Origin of the sequence: Caulobacter sp. FWC2 (assembly GCF_002742625.1) — a bacterium.
Lineage (GTDB): Bacteria > Pseudomonadota > Alphaproteobacteria > Caulobacterales > Caulobacteraceae > Caulobacter.
In genome coordinates, this window is the sequence record NZ_PEBF01000001.1 from 2338756 (window position 1) to 2354251 (window position 15496).

The 15496-nt window shown below is 67.7% G+C and carries 14 protein-coding genes; 9 read left to right on the plus strand and 5 right to left on the minus strand.

The window, feature by feature from the left end; all coding sequences use genetic code 11:
* Positions 1 to 44 precede the first annotated feature (44 nt).
* The 4 genes from CSW62_RS11215 (at position 45) to CSW62_RS11230 (ending at position 4801) form a co-directional block, all read left to right on the plus strand.
* On the plus strand, positions 45 to 1328 hold the full coding sequence (locus CSW62_RS11215) for a pyruvate dehydrogenase complex dihydrolipoamide acetyltransferase (RefSeq protein WP_099577792.1): 1284 nt from the start codon (positions 45 to 47) through the stop codon (positions 1326 to 1328).
* A 28-nt stretch (positions 1329 to 1356) separates the two neighbouring features.
* A complete protein-coding gene (locus CSW62_RS11220) occupies positions 1357 to 1833 on the plus strand; it encodes a glutathione peroxidase (RefSeq protein ID WP_099577794.1) in 477 nt (158 codons plus the stop codon).
* A gap of 83 nt (positions 1834 to 1916) precedes the next feature.
* Positions 1917 to 3317 (plus strand): dihydrolipoyl dehydrogenase, encoded by a 1401-nt coding sequence (gene lpdA, locus CSW62_RS11225; RefSeq protein WP_099582253.1) that lies wholly within the window; start codon positions 1917 to 1919, stop codon positions 3315 to 3317.
* A gap of 20 nt (positions 3318 to 3337) precedes the next feature.
* A complete protein-coding gene (locus CSW62_RS11230) occupies positions 3338 to 4801 on the plus strand; it encodes a DUF6880 family protein (protein ID WP_099577796.1) in 1464 nt (487 codons plus the stop codon).
* Between the two features lie 2 nt (positions 4802 to 4803).
* Here the strand turns inward: CSW62_RS11230 and CSW62_RS11235 are convergent, their stop codons facing one another.
* Positions 4804 to 6357 carry an AMP-binding protein gene (locus CSW62_RS11235; RefSeq protein WP_099577798.1) on the minus strand — a complete coding sequence of 518 codons (1554 nt, stop codon included), beginning with the start codon at positions 6355 to 6357 and terminating at the stop codon, positions 4804 to 4806.
* Between the two features lie 89 nt (positions 6358 to 6446).
* The gene (locus CSW62_RS11240) at positions 6447 to 7502 is read right to left on the minus strand and encodes an alpha/beta fold hydrolase (RefSeq protein ID WP_099577801.1); all 1056 of its coding nucleotides are present in this window, start codon (positions 7500 to 7502) and stop codon (positions 6447 to 6449) included.
* An 83-nt stretch (positions 7503 to 7585) separates the two neighbouring features.
* Between CSW62_RS11240 and lipA the strand changes: the two genes are divergently transcribed.
* On the plus strand, positions 7586 to 8563 hold the full coding sequence (gene lipA / locus CSW62_RS11245; RefSeq protein WP_099577803.1) for a lipoyl synthase: 978 nt from the start codon (positions 7586 to 7588) through the stop codon (positions 8561 to 8563).
* A gap of 4 nt (positions 8564 to 8567) precedes the next feature.
* Positions 8568 to 9020 carry a type II toxin-antitoxin system RatA family toxin gene (locus tag CSW62_RS11250; RefSeq protein WP_099577805.1) on the plus strand — a complete coding sequence of 151 codons (453 nt, stop codon included), beginning with the start codon at positions 8568 to 8570 and terminating at the stop codon, positions 9018 to 9020.
* Here the strand turns inward: CSW62_RS11250 and CSW62_RS11255 are convergent.
* The 3 genes from CSW62_RS11255 to CSW62_RS11265 are packed head-to-tail and all read right to left on the minus strand — an operon-like array spanning position 9017 to position 11806.
* The gene (locus tag CSW62_RS11255) at positions 9017 to 10132 is read right to left on the minus strand and encodes an FUSC family protein (RefSeq protein ID WP_099577807.1); all 1116 of its coding nucleotides are present in this window, start codon (positions 10130 to 10132) and stop codon (positions 9017 to 9019) included. The genes CSW62_RS11250 and CSW62_RS11255 overlap by 4 nt on opposite strands.
* Positions 10132 to 10623 (minus strand): CinA family protein, encoded by a 492-nt coding sequence (locus CSW62_RS11260; protein WP_099577809.1) that lies wholly within the window; start codon positions 10621 to 10623, stop codon positions 10132 to 10134. Before CSW62_RS11260 ends, CSW62_RS11255 begins: the two co-directional genes overlap by 1 nt.
* A gap of 34 nt (positions 10624 to 10657) precedes the next feature.
* Positions 10658 to 11806, minus strand: a complete 1149-nt coding sequence (locus tag CSW62_RS11265) for a bifunctional 2-C-methyl-D-erythritol 4-phosphate cytidylyltransferase/2-C-methyl-D-erythritol 2,4-cyclodiphosphate synthase (RefSeq protein WP_099577811.1) — start codon at positions 11804 to 11806, stop codon at positions 10658 to 10660.
* A gap of 98 nt (positions 11807 to 11904) precedes the next feature.
* On the opposite strand from CSW62_RS11265, the gene dusB reads away from it, so the two are divergent.
* Genes dusB through CSW62_RS11280 form a run of 3 tightly spaced genes read left to right on the plus strand, consistent with a single transcriptional unit; the run spans position 11905 to position 15454 of the window.
* On the plus strand, positions 11905 to 12912 hold the full coding sequence (gene dusB, locus CSW62_RS11270; RefSeq protein WP_099577813.1) for a tRNA dihydrouridine synthase DusB: 1008 nt from the start codon (positions 11905 to 11907) through the stop codon (positions 12910 to 12912).
* Positions 12909 to 14036, plus strand: a complete 1128-nt coding sequence (locus CSW62_RS11275) for a nitrogen regulation protein NR(II) (protein WP_099577815.1) — start codon at positions 12909 to 12911, stop codon at positions 14034 to 14036. The genes dusB and CSW62_RS11275 overlap by 4 nt, the downstream gene beginning before the upstream one ends.
* Entirely contained in the window at positions 14033 to 15454 is a 1422-nt protein-coding gene (locus tag CSW62_RS11280; RefSeq protein ID WP_099577817.1) for a sigma 54-interacting transcriptional regulator, read from the plus strand. The genes CSW62_RS11275 and CSW62_RS11280 overlap by 4 nt, the downstream gene beginning before the upstream one ends.
* The last annotated feature ends 42 nt before the right edge of the window (positions 15455 to 15496 follow it).

Here is a 15496-nt window from a genome sequence, read left to right on the forward strand (position 1 = left end):
CACCATGGGTCGACACAGTCCCGAACGATTGAGGAAAAAGCTCAATGTCGATCGACATCCTGATGCCCGCCCTGTCGCCCACCATGGAGGAGGGAACCCTCGCCAAGTGGCACGTCAAGGTCGGCGACACCGTCAAGGCCGGCGACGTGATCGCCGAGATCGAGACCGACAAGGCGACGATGGAAGTCGAAGCCGTCGATGAAGGCGTGATCGAAGCCATCCTGGTCGACGCCGGGACCGAGAACGTCAAGGTCAACGCCCTGATCGGGAAGCTGGCGGGCGAGGGCGAAAGCCCCGCGCCGGCTCCGAAGGCTGAAGCGCCCAAGGCCGCTGCCGCCGCTCCGGCCCCGGTCGCTGCCGCCCCCGCTGCCCCGGCTCCTGCCGCTCCGGTCGCCGCTGACGGTTCGCGCGTGTTCGCCTCGCCGCTGGCCCGTCGCCTGGCTTCGGCCGCAGGCCTGGACCTGAAGGGCATCAAGGGCACTGGCCCGCACGGCCGCGTGGTCAAGACCGACGTAGAAGCCGCCAAGTCGGGCGCTCCGGCAGCCAAGGCTGCGCCCGCCTCGGCGCCCGCCGCTGCCGCTCCGGCTACAGCCGAGCCGCGCAAGGTCCAGTCGCTGGAACAGATGGGCATCCCCGCCGGCTCTTATGACCTGGTTCCGCTGGACGGCATGCGCAAGACGATCGCGCGCCGCCTGACCGACAGCTTCCGCGACGTGCCGCACTTCCCGCTGACGATCGATCTGGAGATCGACGCCCTGCTGGCCGCGCGCGCCAAGATCAACAGCCTGCTGGCGGACCAGGGCGTGAAGGTGTCGGTCAACGACATCATCATCAAGGCCGTGGCCGTGGCCCTGAAGCGCGTGCCGGAGGCCAACGCCTCTTACACGCCGGAAGGCATCGCCATGCACAAGCATGCCGACATCGCCGTGGCCGTGGCCATCGACGGCGGCCTGATCACCCCGATCGTCCGCGCCGCCGAGACCAAGGGCTTGGCCCAGATCTCGGCCGAGGTGAAGGACCTGGCCGCCCGCGCCAAGGCCAAGAAGCTGAAGCCCGAGGAGTTCCAGGGCGGCACCTTCTCGGTCAGCAACCTGGGCATGTTCGGCATCAAGGCCTTCGCCTCGATCATCAACGAGCCGCAAGGGGCGATCATGAGCGTCGGGGCCGGCGAGCAACGTCCGGTGGTCAAGGACGGCCAGCTGGCCGTGGCCACCGTGATGACCGTGACCCTGACCTGCGACCACCGCGTGGTCGACGGGGCTATCGGCGCCAAGTTCCTGGCGGCGTTCAAGCCGCTGATCGAAGAGCCGCTGACCCTGATCGTCTGATCTCGGCTGCAGCGAAAAGGGGACGGCTATGTCGGTCTACGACTATTCGGCCAAGACGCTGGACGGCCAGGACGTGGGTCTGGCCGACTATCGCGGCCAGGTGCTGCTGATCGTGAACACCGCCAGCAAGTGCGGGTTCACGCCTCAGTACGAAGGCCTCGAGGCGCTCTACAAGGCTCACAAGGATCGTGGCTTCACGGTCCTGGCCTTCCCCTGCAACCAGTTCGGCGCTCAGGAGCCGGGAAACGCCGAGGAGATCGCGAACTTCTGCTCGCTGACCTACGACGTGACCTTCCCGGTGATGAGCAAGATCGACGTCAATGGCGCCGACGCCCATCCGCTCTACCGCTACCTCAAGAAGGAGCAGAAGGGCCTGCTGGGCACCGAGGCGATCAAGTGGAACTTCACCAAGTTCCTGATCGGCAAGGACGGCGAGGTCGTCGAGCGGTTCGCGCCGACCGTGAAGCCCGAAGACCTCAAGGTCGCGGTCGAGGCGCTGCTGTAGTTTCCCCCGGATCGGCTCGCTGGCCGATCGATCTAGGCCGTCCGGCTTCCCACGGACGACGTCCAAGCTAGGGTTAGATGAACATGTCCACGGAATTCGATGTCGTCGTCATCGGCGCCGGTCCTGGCGGCTATGTGGCCGCGATCCGCGCCAGCCAACTGGGTCTGAAGACGGCGATCGTCGAGCGCGAGAACCTGGGCGGCATCTGCCTGAACTGGGGCTGTATCCCCACCAAGGCCCTGCTGAAGTCGGGCGAAATCTTCGAGCAGCTGTCGCACCTGGACAGCTACGGCCTGTCGGTCGAAAAGCCGGCCTTCGACTTCACCAAGATCATCGAGCGTTCGCGCGGTGTGGCCAAGACCATGTCGGGCGGCATCGCCTTCCTGATGAAAAAGCACAAGGTCGAGGTCATCGAGGGCGAGGCCAAGCTGGAGAAGGGTAATCCGGCCCCCAAGCTCGTCATCGCCCTGAAGGCCGGCGGCAGCCGCACGGTCCAGGCCAAGAACGTCATCCTGGCCAGCGGCGCCCGCGCTCGCGAGATCCCGGCCATCGGCGCGGTCTCGGACGGCGACAAGATCTGGACCTATCGTGACGCCCTGGCGCCCAAGACCATGCCGAAGTCGCTGGTCGTGATCGGCTCGGGCGCCATCGGCATCGAGTTCGCCAGCTTCTACCGCGCCCTCGGCGCAGAGGTGACCGTCGTTGAAGCTCTTGACCGCATCATGCCGGTCGAGGACGCCGAGGTCTCCAAGGCCGCCCAGAAGGCGTTCGAGAAGCGCGGCATCAAGTTCCGCATCGGCGCCAAGGTCAGCAAGGTCGAGAAGACCAAGGACGGCGTTTCGGTGACCGTCGACGTCGGCGGCAAGATCGAGCAGCTGACGGCCGAGAAGTGCATCGTCGCGGTCGGCATCGCGCCGAACAGCGAAGGCCTGGACGCCGTCGGCCTGAACCTGGATCGCGGCCACGCCGTCACCGACAAGCACGGGAAGACCAATGTCCCGGGCCTGTACGCCATCGGCGACATCGCCGGTGCGCCCTGGCTCGCCCACAAGGCCAGCCATGAAGGCATCCACGCCGCCGAGGCGATCGCCGGCTACAAGACTCCCAACGTCCACTCGCCGATCCCCGGCTGCACCTACGCCAACCCGCAGGTCGCTTCCGTCGGCTATACCGAGGCCGGCGCAAAGGCGGCGGGCATCGAGGTGAAGGCTGGCCGCTTCCCGTTCAAGGTCAATGGCAAGGCCGTGGCTGCGGGCGAGACAGAGGGCTTTGTGAAGACCGTGTTCGACGCCAAGACAGGCGCGCTGATCGGCGCTCACATGATCGGCCACGAAGTGACCGAGATGATCCAGGGCTTCGTCACGGCCATCACGCTGGAAGCCACCGAGGAAGACCTGCACGGCATCGTCTACGCTCACCCGACCATGTCGGAAGCCATGCACGAAGCCGCTCTGGACGCCTACGGCCGAGTCCTGCACATCTAGGCCTCGCTTGAGGAAGCTGGATGGCGCGCAAGGCCGCGACGAAGACGGATGACGCTCCGGACAAGGTGAAGCCGACCAAGGCTCGGAAGGGATCGAAGACGACCCTTTCCGAGGCCAATCTGGTCGACCTCGGTCCTGAGCGCCTAGCCGCCATCCTGCTCGACCTCTCCAGCGACAGCCACGTCAAGCGCGTGCTGCGGCTGGAGCTATTCGCCGAGTCGAACGCCGAAGGCTTGGCGCTGGAAATCTCCAAACGACTGGCGGCGATCGGCAAGTCGTCGTCCCGCATCAACTGGCGCAAGCGCGCGGCCTTCGCCAGGGACCTTGACCTGCATCGCGGCATGATCGAGCGGTTGGCGCAGGACGACGCCACGGCGGCGCTCGACCTGATGCTGGACCTGCTGGATCTGGCGACGCCGACCCTGGATCGCCTCAGTCAGGCGGAGGGCCCGATCGGCGATGTGTTCCTGGCCGCTCGCGACGGGGTCGGCGCGATCGCCGCCGGGGCCATGCCGGACCCGATAGCCCTCGCCGACCGGATCGCCAACCTGCTGCGCCGGGATGACTACGCCCAGTTCGGGCCCGTGGTGAATACGCTGGGACCCTTGCTAGGCCAGAAGGGACAGGCCCACCTCCGCGAGACCTTGGAAAAGCTGCTTGCCACGCGCACCATCCGCGACGCCCGCAGCGGGATCTACAAGGACGCCCTGCGCCGCTTGGCCGACGCCAGCGGCGACGTCGACGCCTTCGAGGCGACCTTTGCGCCGGAGCTGCGCCGCACGCCCCTGGTCTCGGCCGAGATCGCGCGCCGCCTCCTGGAGGCCGGCCGCGCCGAGGACGCCCTGGCGACCCTGCACGCCGGTGCCCCCAGCGATCAGCGCGGCCGTCATCAGAGCTCCCTGGAAGAGCGCTCGGCCTGGGAAGAGGCGATGCTGGACGCCCTGGAGGCCACCGGTCATCACGACGAGGCCCAGAAGCGCCGCTGGGCGGAGTTCGAGCGCACGCTGTCCATCCCGCGCCTGCGGACCTATCTCAAGGGCCTGCCGGACTTCGACGACGTCGAGGCCGAGGACCAGGCCAAGGCGGTCGCCAAACGTTTCCCGCAGTTCGACAGGGCGCTGGCGTTCCTGGTCTCCTGGCCCGACCTGATGGCCGCCTCACGCCTGGTGCTGGCCCGCGCCGGCGAGATCAACGGCGCCGACGACACGCTGATGGCCGAAGCTGCGCGGCGCCTGGAAGGCGCCTACCCGATGGCCGCGACCCTGCTGCTGCGCGGCTCGATCCAGTACGTGCTGACCTACGGCGTGGCGGCTCGCTACGCGGAGGCCGCGCGTCAGCTGCTGGAGGCGGAGTCGCTGTCGGCGATGATCAGCGACTATGGCGAATATCCCGACCATCAGGCCTTCGTGGCCGACCTGCGCGCCATGCACGGCCGCAAGCAGGGCTTCCGCGCGGAGTTGGAAGCCCTGGGAGCCGTGTTCTAGACTTACGCGGCGCGGGCGTCGGTCTCGGCCATCCGCTGGATGGCGACATAGTCGGTCTTGCCGCTGCCCAGCACCGGCACTTCCTGCACCTTTAGGATCTTGCGCGGCACGGCCAGTTCGGGCGCGCCGATGGTCTGGGCGTGGGCGACCAGCGACGCCACGGCGGCGTCGGGACGGTCGGTGACCAGAACCAGCTTCTCGCCCTTCTTCTTGTCGGGCATCGAGATCACGGCGTGGCGGCCGTCGGGCCACACGGCGGAGGCCAGGTCCTCGGCGGCGGTCAAGGAGACCATCTCGCCGCCGATCTTGGCGAAGCGCTTCACGCGCCCCTTGATGGTGATCCACAGGTCATCGGTGACAGTGACCACGTCGCCCGTGTCATGCCAGCCGCCTTGGGGCGCATCGACTCCGCCATCCTCGCGCAGGTAGCCGGCCATGATGTTGGGTCCGCGCACCAGCAGGTTGCCGCCCTCGGGAATGCCCTCGACGGGCTCGATCTTCCATTCCTGGCCCGGCAGCAGGCCGCCGACCGTCCCCCGGCGATTGTCGTTGGGCTTGTTGACGGCGATCACGGGCGAAGCCTCGGTCGCGCCATAGCCTTCCAGCACCGGCACGCCGCCGAACTTCTCGGCGATCAGGTTATGCGTCTCTTCGCGCACCTTCTCGGCGCCACAGACGATGAACTTCAGGCCCGACAGCTCGTCGGGCTCGGCTGAGCGGGCGTACTGGTTGACGAAGGTGTCCGTCGCCAAAAGCACTGAGGCGCCGACGTCCTTCATCAGCGGCGGGATCTGCTTGGTGTGCAATGGCGAGGGGTACTGGAACGCCTTCATGCCGGTCATCAGCGGCAGGATCACCCCAGCGGTCAGGCCGAAGCAGTGGAAGACCGGCAGCGGGTTGAAGAACACCCAGGCCGGATCCAGCGCGATGTGGGCGGCGATCTGATGGGCGTTCGACACCAGGTTGGCCTGGGTCAGCACCACGCCACGCGGCGCGCCGAAACTGCCAGAGGTAAACAGCACAACGCCCTTGTCCGAGGGCTTGGCCTGGGCGCGGAACTGGCGCGGGAAGAGGCCGGCGGCGGCCGCGAACAGCTTGTCGCTCAAGCCGATCGTGCCCCGCACGTCTTCCAGATAGGTGATTTCCGCGATTTCGCCGACGCAGTCGATTATGTCATGCAGCTTGCCCAGCTCGATGAACTTGTGGGCGGTCAGCACGCGCTTGATCTTGGCCAGCTTGCAGGCGGCCTTGATGTTCCGCAGGCCCGCCGTGAAGTTCAGCATGGTCGGCACGCGCCCAAAGGCGTGAAGGGCGAAGAACGTCACCACGGAACCCGAACCCGAAGGCAGCAGTACGCCGACGTGCTCGCCTGGCGCGGTCATGGCCGCGATCTTGCGACCAAGCGCGAAGCTTGCCCGGATCAGGTCCGTATAGCTGAGCGGATTGCGATCCTGGTCCTCCAGGATCGGTTTCTTGGCGCCATACTTGTCGCGGGCGTCGATGAGGGCGTCGAAGATGGCCTTTTCGCCAGCTTGCGCGTTGTAAGCTACCGCCATACCGGCGAAACCTCCCCGTAGAGCGAAAGCGCGCTCCCGTTCCTTGAACGCCGAGTCTGCCGGGGAAGGTCCAGCTTTGCAAGAAAGAGTCACAAACCGTGGGGTTCACCCTTGCGGGGCAAGGGTCTGGCGGTTGTGCGGGCGCGGGTGAAATCGACGATCGCCGCCAGCCAGGCCTTGCGAACCGCGTCCGATTCCATGTGCAGGTCGTGTCTCGACTTCGGGTAGCGGGTCTCCTGGCAGGTGACCATGGCCGCGCAGAGCCTGTCCTGGGGCGTGGCGGAAACGGCTTTGTCTTGGCCGGCGGTCAACATCAGGGTCGGGACGCTGGACTTGCGAATATCCTTCGCGGCGGCCTGCGACGCGTCGAAGAAGGCCGCGAACCAGCCCAGGCTCCGTCCGCCCATGCGTAGGTCCGGATTGGCCCGCATCCAGGCCGCCTGCACCTTTCCGCGGACCGGGTCGTGGGTCAGTCCGTCGCCGGGCGCGTCACGCCGCCAGCCGAGTTGGTCCGGCGTCTTGATCCAACCGAGCCGCATGAACCGCATTGCCGGCGTGAACTTGGCGAAGTCGGCGCGCGGGCGGGGCAGGGCGGTCAGGCCGAAGGCGGGCGAGGACAGGACCAGGCCGTCCATTGCCAGGCCTTGCTGGGCGGCGCGCAGAGCGACGAGGCCGCCCTCGGAATGACCCACGATCACAAGCGGCGCGTCGGGCCTGGGCCGTATCACCCCCTTTACCAGGGCGCGGACGGCCGCGACGTCCGGATCGAAGCTGTCGACATGCCCAAGGTCCCGCCAGGGCGTCTCCCGCTCGGAGCCGCCCTGGCCCTGGCGCTCAAGCACCCAGACCGAGAAGCCCTGGGCGGTCAGGTCCGTGACAGTCTCGAACCACTTCTCGGCGCTCTCGCCATAGCCGGTCAGAATCAGGATCGTCGCCTTGGGCGCGACCGGCGGCGCGGTGACGCCGTAGCGCTGCACCAAACCGTCGCCGCTACGGACATAGCCCCAGGCCCAGCCCGGAGGCGGGTAGAACTGCGCGCTCAGCGACGGCGGCGTCCGGCTCTCGGCGAAAGGCGCGCGAGAGGCCCCGTCGCCACAGGCGGAAACGGTCAAGGCTAGGGCGATAGCGAGGAGGCGGCGACGCATACCGGCACAGTCATTTCGCGCGTTGCTGACTTAAGCAAGATCAAGCGCTTGATCCGCGAGCCAAGAAGACCGATTTAGGCGCCATGGCCACGGTGATCGACACCCTCAAGGCTCGCGGCCCGGATGACCGGGCGGTGCGCCATCCCGAAAAGCAGAACCGTCCGGACACGCCGGTTCTTCGTAAGCCCGAGTGGCTGCGAGTCCGCGCCCCCGGCTCGGGTCAGTACAACGAGACCAAGGGCATCGTGCGCGAGCACAAGTTGACCACGGTCTGCGAGGAGGCGGCCTGCCCGAACATCGGGGAGTGCTGGAGCCAGAAACACGCGACCATGATGATCATGGGCGAGATCTGCACCCGCGCCTGCGCTTTCTGCAACGTCACGACCGGCCTGCCGACCCAGCTGGATCCCGACGAGCCGCGCCGCGTGGCCGAGGCCGTCGCCAAGATGGGCCTCAAGCACGTGGTCATCACCTCGGTGGATCGCGACGACCTGCTGGACGGCGGCGCGCGCCACTTCGCTGAGGTGGTCACGGCCATCCGCGCCGCTGCGCCGGGCACGACCATCGAGATCCTGACGCCCGACTTCCTGCGCAAGGACAGCGCCGAAAACGTGGTGATCGACTCCAAGCCGGACGTCTTCAACCACAATCTTGAGACCGTGCCGCGGCTGTATCTGAAGATCCGTCCCGGCGCCCGCTACTACAACTCCTTGCGCCTGCTCGATCGCGTGAAGCAGCGCGACCCCTCCCAGTTCACCAAGTCCGGCCTGATGGTCGGCCTGGGCGAGACCAAGGAGGAGGTCATGCAGGTCATGGACGACATGCGTTCGGCCGGCGTCGACTTCATCACTATCGGCCAGTACCTGCAGCCGACCCGCAAGCACGCGGCCATCGACCGCTTCGTGACGCCGGAAGAGTTCAAGGCCTATGAGGCGATCGCCCGGGCCAAGGGCTTCCTGATGGTCTCGTCCAGCCCGCTGACCCGCTCGTCGCACCATGCGGGTGAGGACTTCGCCAAGCTGCAGGCGGCCCGTCGGGCCCTCGACGCCCGCACGGCGTAACGCCTTGCACCGTCACGTGGTCACGCGTGTGCTGCCGTACGCGCCCGAGCAACTGTTCGAGCTCGTCGGCGACGTCGAGGCCTATCCGAAGTTCGTGCCGTGGATCACCGGCATGCGCACCTGGAACGGCCGCGTCGACGGTCCGGTCAGCACGGTCGATGCCGAGGCCCAGGTGGGCTTCTCGTTCCTGCGCGAGAAGTTCGCCACCCGCGTGCGCCGCGACCACGAAGCGCTCAGCATCGACGTCAGCCTGCTCTATGGACCGTTCAAGCGGCTCTCGAACGGCTGGCGGTTCGTGCCGGAGGGCGAGATCACGCGCGTCGAATTCGTGATCGATTTCGCCTTCAAATCGGCGCTGCTCGACGCCATGCTTGCCGCCAATATCGACAAGGCCGCCAACAAGCTGATCGCCTGCTTCGAGGATCGCGCGCGGCAGGTCTACGGCGTCAAGGCCTAGTCCTTTTTCGCCACCGCTTCCTCGATCCGTTCCTCGAAGTCGCTGAGATTGCCGAACAGGTTCTCGATCGCGAAGACGAGGCCGAACACCCGCGCGGCGTCGTCGAACTCCAATTCCCGAGTCAGGCCATTCTTGCGCAAACCCTCGACGCCGGCATGGAAGGTCTGATGGGCCTCAGCGAAGGCTAGACGGTCCGGTCGTGCGCCACCGGCAAGAAGATCGGCCGTGCCGCGCAGGAATTTCGCGCTGGCTTCAAGCATGTCGGCGGCGGCTGGGGCTAAGCCTTCGGCCGGCAGAGGCTCACGCAGGGTGCGGCCGACCATCACTGTATCATTGCGCAGCCGCCATAGCGTGCGGGGCAGGGCGTCGGACACCGATCGCTCGCTGAGCTTGGTGGCGTTCTCGCGATCGGCCTCGGTCATGGCTGTCTGCAGCTTGGCCAGAGCCGCGCGCAGGTCGTCCTGGGCCTTGAGATAGTCGGTCGGCCCTGGCGTGCCCCGCAGCATGAGGATGTAGCTGTCGAGGATGTGGGCCTGCAGACCGGCGATCTTCTGGACGCTGGTTACGACAGAGGCGTGGGCCCGGGCCGGGAAGATCAGCAGGGTGGCTGCGACACCGACGAGACTGCCGACGGTGATCTCGGCGACCCGTAGGCTGGCGGCGACCAGCGGATCCATATGCGTCGCCTGGCCGATCAGCATGATTACAGCGGTGACCGGCGCCACCTTCAGCGCCGGCCGCACCGAGACCACGAACGCCAGCAGGGCCACCGTCACGCACAGTATCAGCCCGCCGAACTCCGGCCACTTGGAGTGGAAATAGGCTGCCACGGCGCCGGCCAACGCCCCGACAACCGTCCCCATGAAGCGCTCCATGGAGGCGGTGATTGTCGCGCCCAGGCTGGACTGCACGACGATGACGGCGGTGAACACGGCCCAGTAGCCCTGAGGTAGGCGCAGCAGCGTCGCCAGGGCGAAGGCCGCGCCGACCGCCGCTGAGACGCGGATGGCGTGTCGTATCTCGGTCTTGCGGGCCGCCGCAGCCTTGAGTGCCTTCTGCGAAAAGCCGACGCCTGCGAAGCGCCGCCAGTCGCTGGGCGCGGTCTCCGGCACTAGGCCACTGCCTCTCGCAGCATTTCCAGGGCGGTTCGCACCGCCGCCAACTGAACGGCCTCGCGGGTCTCGCCGGCGAAATGCTCGTGCCGATGGACGACCGAGCGGTTGGCGCGGGCGACGGCGAAGTGGACCGTGCCAACCGGCTTCATCGGCGTGCCCCCGCCAGGACCGGCGATACCGGTGATCGAGACGGCGACATGGCCGTTGCTTTCGCGCAGCGCGCCTTCGGCCATCATCCGCGCCACGGGCTCGGAGACGGCGCCATGGTCGGCGATCAGGTCGCCCGGCACGCCCAGCATCTCGGACTTGGCGCGGTTGGTGTAGGTGACGAAGCCACGTTCGAAGACGTCTGACGCGCCGGAGATCGCGCAGATCGCGCCGGCCACCAGGCCGCCGGTGCAGCTCTCGGCCGCGACCAGGCGCAGCGACTTGCCGCGCGCCTCGTCGATCAGCAGTCGAGCCAGGGTCTCGATTTCCAGCGGGAACATCGGCGTCTCCGGTTTCGTCTTCAGCTTAGCCCGTTCAGGCCGGCGTCTCGACCGCCACGACGGCGGAGGCGGCCAGCCCTTCGCCGCGGCCGGTGAAGCCCATTTTCTCGGTCGTGGTCGCCTTGACGCTGACCCGGTCGAGCGGAAGGGCCAGGATCTCAGCGAGTTTCTCGCGCATCGCCAGACGGTGCGGTTTGATCTTGGGCCGCTCGCAGATCAAGGTCACGTCGACATTGATGATGGCGCCGCCCTTGGCGGTGACCAAGTCAGCGGCGTGCTTCAGGAACTGATCCGAGGCCGCGCCCTTCCACTTCGGGTCGGTCGGCGGGAAGTGGTCGCCGATGTCGCCTTCGCCGATCGCCCCCAGGAGGGCGTCGGTCAGGGCGTGCAGGCCGGCGTCGGCGTCCGAGTGTCCGACCAGGGTCTCGTCGTGCTTGATGGCGACGCCGCACAGCCACACCTCTTCGCCCGGACCCCAGCGGTGAGCGTCGAAGCCCTGGCCGACTCGGGTGATGCGCGCGGCGCCGGCGAGCCGTTCGGCCATGGCGAAGTCCTCGGGATAGGTGAGTTTCAGCAAGAGCGGGTCGCCCGGTGCGATGGCTACGCGGCCGCCCGCGGCCTCCACCACCTGGGTGTCGTCGGTCGGTTCGTCACCGGTCCAGGCGGCATAGCCGGCAAGCAGGACGTTACGACGGGCGGCCTGAGGGGTCTGTGCGCGCCACAGATGCTCCCGCGAAGTCGTGATCGGGCTTTGGCCAGGTTCGGCGCGCTTAAGCGTATCGGCGACGGGCAGAGCGGGGAGGGCGGCGTCGGCGGTGTCGAGCGCCCGCAACACACCGTCGATGGTCGCGCGGGTCACGAACGGACGTGCTGCGTCGTGGATCAGGACCGGCTGGTCCTCTGGACGATCGGCCAGGGCGGCCAAGCCAGACCGCACCGACAGGGCACGAGTCGCGCCGCCAAGCGCCGCGCGCCATCCCGAAAGGCCGGCCAGCACATCGACCAGCGCCTTTTCACCATCTTGCGTTGTCACGATGACGATGTCAGACGCACCGGCCGCCATGAAGGCTTCGACCGACCAGCGCAGCACAGGCTTTCCGGCGACAAGCCGCCACTGCTTGGCCTGGCCCGGACCGGCTCGGCTTCCCGAACCGGCGGCGACGATCACGGCGGAAAAGGTCATGGCGGCTGTTTAGTCCGGTCGCTGCCGAAGTCCAGTCGATAGGGCTTTACTGCGTTGCACAATGTGCCTAAAAAGAATGCTACGGGGATGATCATAAAATGAGCAACACGCTCGATATCGGCGGGGTCGAAGTTCCCGGTCGGGTGTGGATTGCGCCCATGACCGGGGTCTCGGACCTGCCATTCAGGGAAACGGCCACGGCGCTGGGAGCGCCTTATGTGGCGACGGAAATGGTGGCCTGCGCCGAGTTCGCGCGGGGGCGGCCCGATGTGGTGCGCCGCGCGGCCGTGGGCGAGGGGCTGCCACTGATGGTCGTCCAGCTGGTCGGTCGCGATCCAGGCTTGATGGCCAAGGGCGCGCGCATGGCCGCCGACGCCGGCGCCCAGATCGTCGATCTGAACTTCGGCTGTCCCGCCAAGGAAGTGTCCGCCGGCCAGCAATCGGGCTCGGCCATCATGCGCGAGCCTGACCTGGCCGAAGCCCTTGTCAGCGCCGCGGTCGAGGCTGTCGACATTCCCGTCACCGTGAAGATGCGGCTGGGCTGGGACGACAATCTGCGCAACGCCCCTGACATCGCGCGCCGAGCCGAGGCGGCCGGCGCCAAGGCGATCACGGTTCATGGCCGCACGCGCAGCCAGTTTTACAAGGGCGTCGCCGACTGGACCGCCGTCGCTGCGGTCAAGAAGGCTGTCTCGATCCCCGTCCTGGTCAACGGCGACATCATTGATGGCGACACCGCCCGCATGGCCCTGGAGCAGTCTGGCGCAGACGGCGTGATGATTGGCCGTGGCGTCTATGGTCGCCCCTGGATCGCCGGCGCCATTGAGGCCGCGCTTGAAGGTCGCGATTTCATCGAGCCCCAGGCCGAGGAGCGCCTGGCGATCGCGCTCACCCATTTCCGCCGCAGCCTCGCCTTCTATGGCCAGCCGCTGGGCCTGAAGATGTTCCGCAAGCACCTGGCCTCGTACATCGAGGCCGCGCCCTGGCCGGAGACGGCCGAGGCGCGCCGGAATGCTCGCGCGACTCTGTGCCGCCTTGAAGATCCCGCCGCCGTGGAGGCCGCCCTGCGCGACCTGTGGCTGGCGGGCGGGAGATTAGCCGCATGACCGACCGCGCCCGCGTCCTGGGTGGTGTCACCCCCGAGGCCCTGAAGGCCGCCGCCTTCGACCTCAGTCCCGAACCCGCCCTGGTGGTCGATCGCGACGGCGGGCTGGTGGCGGTCAACGAAGCCGCCGAGGCGCTGTTTGGTCATGGGCTGTCGCTGCTGGCGCGTGGCCGCTTCCGCGCCGCACTGCCGCCGGGTTCGGTTCTTGTCTCTCTCCTCGACCGCGCGATCTTCGAAGGCGCTCTGGTTCGCGAGCACGGCGTCGAGGTCAACCTGTTCGGCCAGCCGCCGTTCGAGGCCGACGGCGCCGCGGCGCCCCTGGGCGACGGGTCGGTCCTGCTGACTCTGCACGTCAAGGGCGTCCTGGGCGTGGACAAGGCCGCCGACGCGGCCGGCCTGCGCTCCGTCGTGGGCCTTGGGAAGATGCTGGCCCACGAGATCAAGAACCCGCTGGCCGGGATACGCGGCGCGGCCCAGCTGCTGAAGACCGGCGCCAGCGCCGTCGACCAGCCTCTGGCCCAGCTGATCGTCGACGAGACCGACCGCATCCGCCGCCTGGTCGACCGCATGGAGGCCTTCTCCGAAGAGGCGCCGACCCCGCGTGAGCCCGTCAATATCCACCAGGTGCTGGACCGCGTCCGGGCCCTGGTCGCCAACGGCGTCGCCGACGGCCTGACGCTGAAGGAAAGCTACGATCCGTCCCTGCCGCCAGTGTGGGGCGACGAGGACCATCTGATCCAGGTCTTCCTGAACCTGACCAAGAACGCCGCCGAGGCCGCCCATATGCGAGGCGATGATCGTGGCCAGATCTCCATTCACACTGCCTGGCGCCCCGGGGTCCGCGTGCGCGGCGCCGACGGCAAGACCGCCAGCGGCGCGCCGATCGAGGTCAAGGTGATCGACAACGGCCCCGGCGTGCCGGCCAGCCTGCGCGACCACCTGTTTCAGCCCTTCGTGACCACCAAGGCCAACGGCACGGGCCTCGGCCTAGCGCTGGTCACCAAGCTGGTCACCGCGCATGGCGGTCTGATCGATTTCGAATCCGAACCCGGCCGCACCGTCTTCCGCGTGCTGCTGCCCGTCGCGCCCGCCCTTGATATCGCCCCCGGAGACGTCCGAGCATGAATGCCGCGAGCAAGAAGATCCTGATCGCCGACGACGACAGCTCGGTGCGGCTCGTCCTGAGCCAGGCCTTCACCCGTCTTGGCTACCAGGTCCGCGCCACCGGCAACGCCACCACCTTGCTGAAGTGGGTCACGGACGGCGAGGGGGATCTGGTCGTCACCGATGTGATGATGCCGGATGAGAACGTGTTCGACGTGCTGCCGCGCATCCGCAAGGAGCGGCCCAAGCTGCCCATCATCGTGATGAGCGCCCAGAACACCCTTCTGACAGCGGTCAATGCCGCTGACGCGGGCGCCTTTGAATACATCTCCAAGCCCTTCGATCTCGACGACGTCACCGCGGCGGCTCGCCGGGCCCTGTCGCGCCCGGCCGACGCCGAGGCTTCCAAGGCCCAGGCCCGCGCCATGCGCGATGAGCGCCTGCCGCTGATCGGCCGCTCGGCGCCGATGCAGGAGGTCTATCGCACCATCGCCCGCCTGGTGGGGGCCGACCTGACGGTTCTGATCCTCGGCGAAAGCGGCACCGGCAAGGAGCTGGTCGCCCGCGCCCTGCATGAACTGGGGCGCCGTCGAGACGGCAAGTTCGTGGTCATCAACCTGGCCGCCGTGCCGCGCGAGCGGGTCGAGGCCGAGCTGTTCGGACGCGGTGAGGGCGACAACGGTCGCCTGGTCGAGGCCGACGGCGGCACGCTGTTCCTGGACGAGATCGGAGACATGCCGCTGGACGCCCAGACCCGCCTGCTGCGCGTCATCGACGGCACCGAGCCGGTGATCAATCCCAAGACGGGCCGCCGTCCGAACGTGCGGATCATCGCCGCCACAAATCGCGACCTGCGCGGCCTGATCCAGCAGGGCCTCTTCCGCGAGGACCTGTTCTTCCGCCTCAACGTCGCGCCCGTGCGCCTGCCGCCGCTGCGCGATCGCGTGGAAGATATCCCGGACCTGGCCCGCACCTTCCTGCTGCGCGCCGCCCGGGAAGGTCTGCCGTCCAAGACCATCGACCAGAGCGCGCTGGATCGCCTGAAGACCCATCCGTGGCCGGGCAACGTCCGCGAGCTCGAGAACCTGATGCGCCGGATGTGCGCCCTCTATGCCGAGGAACTGATCACCGCCCGTATCGTCGACCGCGAACTGCAGGACCACACCCCGGCCGTCCGGTCGGAGGAGGGGCCGCTGACCCTGTCTATGCTGGTAGAGCGCCATCTGGCCTCGCACTTCGCCGACCAGCCCGACGGCGTGCCGCCGCCCGGCCTCTACGACCGGATTCTGGAAGAGGTTGAGCGTCCTCTGATCCAGCTGACCCTCTCGGCGACGCGTGGCAACCAGGTGCGCGCCGCGGAGATCCTCGGCCTGAACCGCAACACCCTGCGCAAGAAGATCCAGGACCTGGGCGTCGAGATGACGAGAGGTCGCCGATAGCTTGAGCGCTCACGCGCCGGCGGCCGCCGCGAGAAAACGCGC